Source organism: Candidatus Jidaibacter acanthamoeba (genome assembly GCF_000815465.1).
In the GTDB taxonomy this organism is placed as follows: domain Bacteria; phylum Pseudomonadota; class Alphaproteobacteria; order Rickettsiales; family Midichloriaceae; genus Jidaibacter; species Jidaibacter acanthamoebae.
On the sequence record NZ_JSWE01000100.1, the window covers coordinates 1 to 9,076 of the forward strand.

Below are 9,076 nucleotides of genomic sequence, written 5' to 3' on the forward strand. Positions count from 1 at the left end.
AGTTATTTGCTTCTACCAACATCTATCTCCAATTTCTATTCTTTGCAACACAACCATTTTTTTAATATAAGGCCTCTAAAATAAATTTTAGTGAAATAAAAACTTTCTTATTTATAGATATAATAAAGGCTTTAATGCCTTGGATGAAATTGAGCAATTTGGTTATAAATCAGTTAAGTATTAAATTATTAAACATTTTTACAAAGCTTTATCTTGAAGTTCTATCCAAGATTTGTAATTATGTATATAGGATCAATATTTTATTGTTAATATGAGTGAATCAAACCCTTTAAAAAATTTCAAAGTTCAAAAAGGTAAAGAGCATAATTTAGAAGTTGCCGGTAAACAAATTAAGAAATTTAATATTTATCGTTATAATCCGGATGAAGATAAAAATCCGCAGGTTGATACTTATCATATTGATTTAGATAATTGCGGCCCTATGGTCTTGGATGCTTTAATAAAAATTAAAGATGAAGTAGACAGCACTCTCACATTCAGGAGATCATGCAGAGAAGGTATCTGCGGCAGTTGCGCAATGAACATTGATGGTACTAATACTTTAGCGTGTACAAAAGCGATATGCGATGTTAAAGACGATGTAAAAATTTATCCTCTGCCGCATATGCCGGTTATAAAAGATTTAATACCTGATCTTACGCATTTTTATGCGCAGCTTAGATCGGTTGAGCCGTGGTTAAAGACTGAGCAGGACGGTGCATCAGGTAAGGAAAGGCTACAATCGCCGGAAGACAGAGAAAAACTTGATGGTTTATATGAATGCATATTATGTGCTTGCTGTTCAACCAGCTGCCCGAGTTATTGGTGGAACGGTGATAAATATTTAGGCCCGGCAATATTATTACAAACCTACAGATGGATAATTGACAGTCGAGATGAATTCACTGGAGAAAGGCTGGATGATTTAGAAGATTCTTTCAAGCTTTACAGGTGTCACACCATTATGAATTGCACCAAAACTTGCCCTAAAGGTTTGAACCCGGCTAAAGCTATTTCAAAAATTAAAGAAATGTTAGTTGAAAGACAGCAATAGTTTTGTTATAGAGAAATCAAAAGTATGCAGACTTTCATGAAAAAATTTAATAAACATTTACTGACGATATCTTTAATCGCTTTTCTTAGTGCTTGTAATTCGAGTAAAAAAGATGCGGATAATAAAGTTGCACATAATCCCTCCGAACTTTATAGTGAAGGGAATCTGGCAATAAAAGAAAGCAAATATAAATCAGCGATAAAAAGCTTTGAGACTATAGAAAGGGAGCATCCGGCCTCACCGCTTGCTCCTGAAGCGACCGTAAAAAAAGCTTATAGCTTCTATTTGGATGATGAATTCGATGATGCCATATTTACCATTGAAGATTTTTTAAAGCAGTATCCGAGTCATCATAGCGTTGCATACATGTATTATTTAAAAGCGTTATGCTATTATGATCAGATAGTTGATATCGGAAGGGATCAACAGCTGACAAGGGAAGCTTTAGAGGCATTAGAAGAAGTGGTTACCCGTTTTCCGGATTCCGAATATGCCAATGATGCTAAACTAAAAATTGATTTAGCATTTAATCAACTGGCGGGTAAAGAGATGAATATCGGTTTATCTTATTTACATAAAGGTAATTTAATTGCAGCTTTAAACCGATTTAAAGTAGTGGTTAGTGAGTATGATACAACCATATTCGTGCCCGAAGCGCTTTACAGGATGACGGAAATTTATTATTCGCTCGGCGCAATTGACCAAGCAAAGAAATATGTATCCGTACTCGGGTATAATTATCCGAACAATAAATGGTATAGCAAAGCTTATAATTTACTTGAATCCAATATCAATGAGCCGCAACCCTCAATCACTAAGAGAATAATCAGTAAAATATGGTAAATGGAGTTATGAATAGCCAGCTATACAGTATATCCCCGATTGAGGTCGGTATCATCCATTTTATAGGGATCGGTGGTATCGGTATGAGCGGAATGGCGGAAATATTAAAAAATCTCGGCTATCAAGTGCAGGGCTCGGATATAAGCGATTCCTATGTAACCGAGCGTCTGGAAAAATTAGGTATACCTGTATTCATCGGGCACAAAGAAGAAAACGTTAAAGATGCTGCGATTATAGTTAGGTCAACTGCGATCAATCCTTTTAATCCGGAGATAATCGCGGCCAAAAATCTCAATATACCGATTATTAAACGTTCGGAAATGCTAGCTGAAATTATGAGGTTTAAGCATTGTATAGCAGTTTCTGGAACTCACGGAAAAACTACTACTACTTCCTTGGTAGCTAAAATGCTTGAAGAAGCCGCCTTAAACCCGACCGTCATTAACGGCGGTATAATTAACGAACTTGGTACTAATGCCAGATTAGGTTCAGGCAAATTCCTGGTAGCTGAAGCAGATGAATCGGATGGTACATTTATCAGTATCCCTGCTTTTGTTGCAGTTGTAACTAATATAGATCCCGAGCATTTAGATTATTACGGCAGTTTTGAAAATGCAAAAGATGCATATTTTAAATTTATTGAAAACTTACCTTTTTATGGTTTCGGGGTGCTTTGTTTCGATCATGAAACAGTAAGAGAGGTCGCTGCAAGGGTTACTAATCGGTTAATCATTTCGTATGGTATCAAAAATAAAAATGCTGATCTAGTGGCCGTAAATATTAATCAAGCTCTTGAAGAAATAACATTTGATGTCAAAATATCAGAAACTTTACAAAAACACTTGAAGATAGATTTCAACGAGATTAAAGATATTAAGCTTAGTATCTCGGGAGAACATAATTTACTTAACTCATTAGCAGCAGTGGTCGTTGCTTTAAAGCTTAACATCAGCAAAGAGTTAATCCAAAAAGGATTAAGCACTTTTCAAGGTGTAAAAAGAAGATTTACTAAGGTTGCGGAAATAAACGGCATTTCTATTATTGATGATTATGCGCATCATCCTATAGAAATTAAGGCTACTTTAAAAACTGCCCGTAAAATTGCCGATGACAAAAGTTCTAAAGTGATAGTAATCGCTCAGCCGCACAGATATTCAAGGCTAAAAGATTTAATGGATGAATTTAGCATTTGCTTTAAAGAAGCCGATGTTTTATATATATCGGAAGTCTATCCTGCGGGTGAAGAGCCTATAAATGGAGTTGACTCTCAAGCACTAGTACAAAATATCAAAAAAACTACCGGTCAGGAAGTTTATTTATTACCTGATCATAACCAAATAGCATCAATACTGAAAAGCACTATACAACCAAATGACCTGGTAATTTTTCTAGGTGCCGGGAATATAACTAAATGGGCATACCAATTGCCTGAACAATTAGCAAATTTACAAAAAATTAAAGTTGCTTAAAATATGGGAGAAAGCTTTGATTATGAATAACATTTTAAAGAAAATGGCTTTTTTGATAGGATTTAGTTCATTAACTATACCCTATGTATCTAATGCTTATTCTATAGCGGATGCAATAAGGGCTTCAAGGGCTAACAATCTGGATATTAAAGCAAGTAGAGATGATTTACAATCTACTAAATCCCTAAAGTATAAAGCCTTTGCCGGAGTTATGCCCAACATTAATGCTGAAAGTAATTTTACTAACACAGATCATAAATCGCAAGCATATAAGGATAGGGTACAAAACCCAAATAGAAGTGAATTCTCTCTTAACGTAGTACAGCCTTTATTTAGCGGCGGGAGCACTTTATTTGATTTAAATTATGCAAAAAACTCAATTGATTCTGCTCAAGCCAGTCTGTTAAACACTAAAGAAAAAATAATTTTAAGTACCATTGATGCTTATGAAGATTTGCTAACTAAAAGAGAGCTATATAACTTTAGTATTAAAAAAGAAGAAGCAATAAGCAATCATTTAGCGGCAACCCAAGCTAAGTTGGAACTAGGGGAAGCAACTATTACCGATGTTTCTTTAGCTGCTTCAAGGCTTGCCATGGCAGTTTCGGAAAAAGCAAAAGCAAAGGGAGCTGTGATTGCAGCTGAGGCTAACTTTACTGCCATAACCGGAGATGCGGTTCCTGCCAAAATGGAGCCGATTAAACTAAATAAAATGAGTATACCTGCTAACCTTGAGCAATTCATGGAAGCGGCTATACAAAAAAATTCTAATATTAAAAAAGCTAAAAGTGAAGCTAATGCTGCTAAAAATCAAAAACAAAAAGCATTTTCCGCGCTTTCTCCTAAAGTGAATGCATTTGCTCAGTTTAATCGAACTGATGACCTTAAAATTGCCAGAAGTGACGGTGATACTTACGGCATACAAGTTAAGGTGCCTATTTTCCAGGGTGGAGCTGAATATGCGGATATTAGGAGTAGTAAATATCAAGAGCGCAAAGCGCAACACCTGCATGACTCTACAGTTACTGCGATTACTCAAAAAGTTATACAGGCATGGAGTGAATATTATACTACTAAAGCAGTTATTGAATCTTCGGCTAAAGCTGTAGTGGCAGCGCAAGATGCATTATTCGGCACTGAAGAAGAAGCTAAAGTCGGTACAAGAACTACGCTTGAGGTATTGGATGCTGAAAATGATTTGTTTGAAGCTAAAATTAATAATACAAAAGCTCATAAAGATAATGTAGTTGCTTTATTTAATATGCACGCACTCATGAGCACCTTAAATCAAATGGATTTTGCGAATTATTAATCTGTTTATAATTTTATCCGGTAAATTTTTAGTTAAGTTATATTTAAAATAGCTTAAAATTAATGTGTTTGTGCTTTTTTAAGCGGTGTAATGATTTATTATTCTACTTTTTACAAAAGCAGAGATTGAGGTTTAAACGATAAGCGCTTATAATACCGGAATGAAATAATGGTAGTATAACTTGAAAGATAAAAGCTTTAGAAACACAAAACAAAAACTTAAAACAGCTAAGGGAAGAAAAATCGGTTCAATTAATTGGTTGCAGCGCCATATAAATGATCCTTACGTGAACCTTTGCAAGAAGAAAGGGTATAGATCAAGAGCTGCATTTAAGTTGCTTGAAATAGATGAAAAATTTAAAATTTTAAGCAATGCGAAGAGTATAATAGATCTGGGAGCAGCTCCGGGCGGATGGCTACAGATTGCAAAAGAAAAGGCGAATAAAGCAAAAATTATCGGGATAGATTTAAAAGAAATTGAGCCGGTAGAAGGGGTGCTTTTAATTGAAGGTGATTTTTTGGAACTAATTGACAATAATGAATTCCAAGGAGCTTTACCTGATAAAGTTGATGTCGTGCTCTCCGACATGGCGGCTAATGCATGTGGTGATAGGCAGATTGATCACTTAAGATTAGTTGAGCTTGTGGGGTTCGCTTTAGAGTTTGCAGTTAAAAAATTAAATAAGGGCGGATGTTTCGTTGCCAAACTTTTAAAAGGCAAGGAAGAAAAATTCCTTCTTGATGAAGCAAAAAAACATTTCCAGACAGTTAAATACTTTAAGCCGGATGCAAGCTATGATGATTCATCAGAAGTATACCTAATAGCTTTGAAATTCAAGAATCAACAAGCAGAAAATTTATAAGCATACTATTATTACTCAACAAGCAAACAAAAACTTCTCATATTTTTAATTAGATGCTAATTTGGTAGTTAAATATCTCAGAATATAAAATAACCAAATGAAAATTTTAAATGCAATGTTGGGTAAAGGGCTTGGCGGAATTGAGCAAGCTTTTTTAGATTATACTAACGCTCTCACTCAAGTAGGCTGTAAAGTCGTTCAAATTATTAACAAGAATGCGGAAATAAAAAAATACTTAAAAGAGGATTTTTATCCTGTTTCAAATTTCTCAAAATATGATCCTTTTACTATTATTAGGCTTAAAAAAATTATAAAGACTGAAAAACCTGATTGCATTATTACGCATGGTAATAGAGCAGCAAGAATACTTCAATTCGCTGCAAATAACGTTCCGATTATCTCACTATGTCATAATTATAGTTTTAAACAATTATTTAAAAGCAAGGCTATAATCACTGTCGCAGAAGACTTAAATGAAAAAATAAAACAAATGGGCTATAAAAATGTATTTACTATACCCAATATGGTTGAAATTAATGACGATAATAAATTTATAGTTCCTCAATTTTATAACCCTCCGATAATTGGTGCGGTCGGCAGATTTGTAAAGAAAAAAGGTTTTGATGTATTTCTAAAAGCTTTATCACTATTAGAGCAAAAAAAAGTTGAGTTTAAAGCTATCATAGGAGGAGAGGGTGAAGAAAGAGAAAATCTGGAAAAGATGGTTAGGACTCTACAACTATCTGATAAAGTAAAGTTTATAGGATGGGTGGAAGATAAGGAAAGCTTTTATAAAAGTATAGATATCTTTTGCCTTCCTTCATTGCATGAGCCCTTCGGAATAGTAGTCTTAGAAGCATTTAAATATTCGAGACCAGTCATTTCAACTAAAACGGAAGGACCGAGCAATATTATTACCGATCGACTAAACGGATTGTTTGCAGAGAATGATAATCCTCAAAGCTTAGCGGATAAAATTGAGCTTTTAATTAAAAATGAAGAGCTTGCAATCAATCTAGCTAGAGAAGGTTTAAATTTAGTTAAAGCAAAGTATAGTTCTAAGGTGGTAGGAGAGCAGATTATACATACTGTAGCAAATATTTTAAAAACTTTAAATTAACGTACATAGTACTTGATATATAAGCAATGTTTTTTATTGCTGATATTGGTTTTTACTGATAATATCGGCACAATTTATCTTAAGAAAACATTAGTGCATAATTTAATTAATTATGACATACTTTAAATATATAAGGGGAAAGGGTAATTAATCATGGACTTAATTAGTGAATATGATGTATCTGTAGATCTGTTTTTTTTAGCTTTAAGTAGTGGTTATTGCCCTAACTATCAATACTATAATGATATTCTAAACGTTCAATATGATGATATCGGGTCATTTTTTAATTTAAAAAATTTAATAAGTTCAAACGGTACCCAACCAATCTATTGGAATGAATTCAGCAGCCTTTATAATAACCGGTTTAGCGATGGGCTTCTAAATAATATTCCTACATCTTTGACCTTTGAAGAAGAAAGCGAAGAGGTACCCGGTGAAGCTTATAATTATAATCCGTGGGTAACAAAGCTATATAACGCGACGCAGTTTCTAGCTTCGATTTCAGTACTCGCTTTAAGTTATAAATACATAAACCCTAACATTATAAATCTGACTGCTTCAGCGTTAATTATATCGGGTGCAGGGCATATTGCTTCCGAATACTTTGATGGAGTGACAGGTGAAATCGGAAGTTTTGTTAATAATAATGCGGTAAAAGTTTTTTCCGGTATATATAGCTGCTTTGTGACTGAAAAAGTTTTATTCTATAGCGGATGGAGTAAAAATGATTCTATTTATTTCAGTTCGGCTAAAATTATTACCAGCTTAGGTATGCCGCTAATCTCTAGTGCATATAGCTATTTAGAAAACACACTTGAAGAAAATATATCTAAGAATTTAAATTTAGAAAGCTCCATAACCTGCAATGAAGAGGCTGAAAACATACTTATAAGTGAGAAATTACAAGCAGACTTTAAGTATCAAGCTAAATTCCATTTAAAAAACTTTTCCGGTAGAGGGTTAAAAGAAGCGGTTAAACTTGCTACTGATTCCTCATTTTATTCTGAGCTTGCAGCTAATCTTATTAAAAATATTTTGTTTGAAGATAATCTTACCCTAGAGTCGGATAAGCGCTTCAGTTGGAATGCTTGGGCTAAGGTTTCCAGTAAAAGTGTTGCAAAATTGTTTGGTGCAAAAGATTATACTGTAGCTGCAGTAGGGATTACTTGTAGTAATGTAATGAATACTATATATCCGATATTTATACCAAAATAATTATATTTACATTGCTCAATAATAATTATAAAAATAAGCAATAAGAAATTTCAATTTTATATATGAAAAAAATTTTTTTCTTATTATTAATCCTGAGCAGCTTAAACGCATTTGCAGGTGCATCAAAGCGTTGGTATGCTGATAATTATGCGGAAAATGCGCTCCTGCAACAAAGCTGGGCAACAAAATTCTTTTTTCAAGATTATATCTTTCAAGGGGACGAATCTATTTTAGATATCGGCTCGGGGATCGGAAATATCACTGCTATGATGGCAAACTATGTGCCGCACGGGTATGTAATCGGAATTGATAGTGATGAAGCTGTAGTTAACATAGCTAAGCAAGATTATAAATATATAAAAAACTTAAGCTTTCTAAATAAATTTGCCGGTGATGCTAATTTTTATATCTTGCATAAAGAAAAGTTTGATATCATAACTTCCTTTTCAGTACTACATTGGATATCAAATAACGATAAAGTGTTAAAAGGAATGTTCACTGCTCTTAAGCCGAACGGTATTTGTTATTTAAGATTAGCCTCAAAAGGGGGCGATCCTGTTCAGGATATTGCTGACAGATTGGTTAAAAGTGCAAAGTGGAAAGCTTATTTTACCAACTTTAAAAGTCATATGAAACGTTTTACAGTAGGGGAATATGCTGCATTGCTCGAAAAAAATAACTTTCAGATAGTAAGTATCGGTAATGTAGAAGATAAAAATTTTTTAAATAATACCGCACAATTAAAGATGCAAATAAAAAGCTGGCTACCTTATTATCATCATTTAAAAAGTATTAATAGCTTAGAGGCAGATAAGTTTGTTAATGAAATTGTCGATGTTTATATATCAAAATTCCCTGTTAATCAAAATGGTAGTGTGATTTTATATGATCATAATCTGGAAATTGTTGCTACCAAACCGGCTGCTTAAGTATTCATTAATAATATACACCTTAAGTCTATTTACCTTTTTTACCTTTATCCCTTATAGCTTGTTTTTTAGAGTTTAATGCTCGCTGCTTTAGTTGTTTAGCTTTTACTGAATAGTTCTGAGCAGACTTTTTAGTCGGTTGTCTATTTTTCATATGTCCTCAGGTTGTATAGCTTATAAAAGTGATTATGAAGTTAACATGTTTTAATTAAACTTTCTTTCTTTTCCTTTTTCTTTCAATTCTTTTTTTTCTTTTTCAAGGCGTGAGGTAT

General features: G+C 33.5%; 9 protein-coding genes. 8 read left to right on the plus strand and 1 reads right to left on the minus strand.

Features of this window, described 5'->3' with window-relative positions; genetic code table 11:
* Nucleotides 1–271: 271 nt before the first annotated feature.
* The 8 genes from NF27_RS05240 to NF27_RS05275 all read left to right on the plus strand — a co-directional run bounded on the left by NF27_RS05240 (nucleotide 272) and on the right by NF27_RS05275 (nucleotide 8,804).
* Nucleotides 272–1,054 (plus strand): succinate dehydrogenase iron-sulfur subunit, encoded by a 783-nt coding sequence (locus NF27_RS05240; protein WP_039456655.1) that lies wholly within the window; start codon nucleotides 272–274, stop codon nucleotides 1,052–1,054.
* A gap of 36 nt (nucleotides 1,055–1,090) precedes the next feature.
* Nucleotides 1,091–1,897 carry an outer membrane protein assembly factor BamD gene (locus tag NF27_RS05245; protein ID WP_039456657.1) on the plus strand — a complete coding sequence of 269 codons (807 nt, stop codon included), beginning with the start codon at nucleotides 1,091–1,093 and terminating at the stop codon, nucleotides 1,895–1,897.
* Between the two features lie 8 nt (nucleotides 1,898–1,905).
* Nucleotides 1,906–3,366, plus strand: a complete 1,461-nt coding sequence (gene murC, locus NF27_RS05250) for a UDP-N-acetylmuramate--L-alanine ligase (protein WP_039456669.1) — start codon at nucleotides 1,906–1,908, stop codon at nucleotides 3,364–3,366.
* A 22-nt stretch (nucleotides 3,367–3,388) separates the two neighbouring features.
* Nucleotides 3,389–4,678, plus strand: a complete 1,290-nt coding sequence (locus NF27_RS05255) for a TolC family outer membrane protein (RefSeq protein WP_152606849.1) — start codon at nucleotides 3,389–3,391, stop codon at nucleotides 4,676–4,678.
* Between the two features lie 181 nt (nucleotides 4,679–4,859).
* A complete protein-coding gene (locus NF27_RS05260) occupies nucleotides 4,860–5,540 on the plus strand; it encodes an RlmE family RNA methyltransferase (RefSeq protein ID WP_039456660.1) in 681 nt (226 codons plus the stop codon).
* 97 nt (nucleotides 5,541–5,637) lie between these two features.
* Nucleotides 5,638–6,660, plus strand: a complete 1,023-nt coding sequence (locus NF27_RS05265; RefSeq protein WP_039456662.1) for a glycosyltransferase family 4 protein — start codon at nucleotides 5,638–5,640, stop codon at nucleotides 6,658–6,660.
* 153 nt (nucleotides 6,661–6,813) lie between these two features.
* Nucleotides 6,814–7,875, plus strand: a complete 1,062-nt coding sequence (locus NF27_RS05270; protein ID WP_039456663.1) for a hypothetical protein — start codon at nucleotides 6,814–6,816, stop codon at nucleotides 7,873–7,875.
* Between the two features lie 62 nt (nucleotides 7,876–7,937).
* Entirely contained in the window at nucleotides 7,938–8,804 is an 867-nt protein-coding gene (locus NF27_RS05275) for a class I SAM-dependent methyltransferase (RefSeq protein WP_039456666.1), read from the plus strand.
* A gap of 28 nt (nucleotides 8,805–8,832) precedes the next feature.
* On the opposite strand, the gene NF27_RS13155 is transcribed toward NF27_RS05275, so the two are convergent.
* A complete protein-coding gene (locus tag NF27_RS13155; protein ID WP_275574611.1) occupies nucleotides 8,833–8,958 on the minus strand; it encodes a hypothetical protein in 126 nt (41 codons plus the stop codon).
* Nucleotides 8,959–9,076 lie beyond the last annotated feature (118 nt).

Bases quoted from the DNA above. Each gene is read 5' to 3' on its own strand.
- NF27_RS05265 (WP_039456662.1), top strand. From the start codon at position 5,638: ATGAAAATTTTAAATGCAATGTTGGGTAAAGGGCTTGGCGGAATTGAG.
- NF27_RS05240 (WP_039456655.1), top strand. From the start codon at position 272: ATGAGTGAATCAAACCCTTTAAAAAATTTCAAAGTTCAAAAAGGTAAA.
- NF27_RS05275 (WP_039456666.1), top strand. From the start codon at position 7,938: ATGAAAAAAATTTTTTTCTTATTATTAATCCTGAGCAGCTTAAACGCA.
- NF27_RS05270 (WP_039456663.1), top strand. From the start codon at position 6,814: ATGGACTTAATTAGTGAATATGATGTATCTGTAGATCTGTTTTTTTTA.
- murC (WP_039456669.1), top strand. From the start codon at position 1,906: ATGAATAGCCAGCTATACAGTATATCCCCGATTGAGGTCGGTATCATC.
- NF27_RS05245 (WP_039456657.1), top strand. From the start codon at position 1,091: ATGAAAAAATTTAATAAACATTTACTGACGATATCTTTAATCGCTTTT.
- NF27_RS13155 (WP_275574611.1), bottom strand. From the start codon at position 8,958: ATGAAAAATAGACAACCGACTAAAAAGTCTGCTCAGAACTATTCAGTA.
- NF27_RS05255 (WP_152606849.1), top strand. From the start codon at position 3,389: ATGAATAACATTTTAAAGAAAATGGCTTTTTTGATAGGATTTAGTTCA.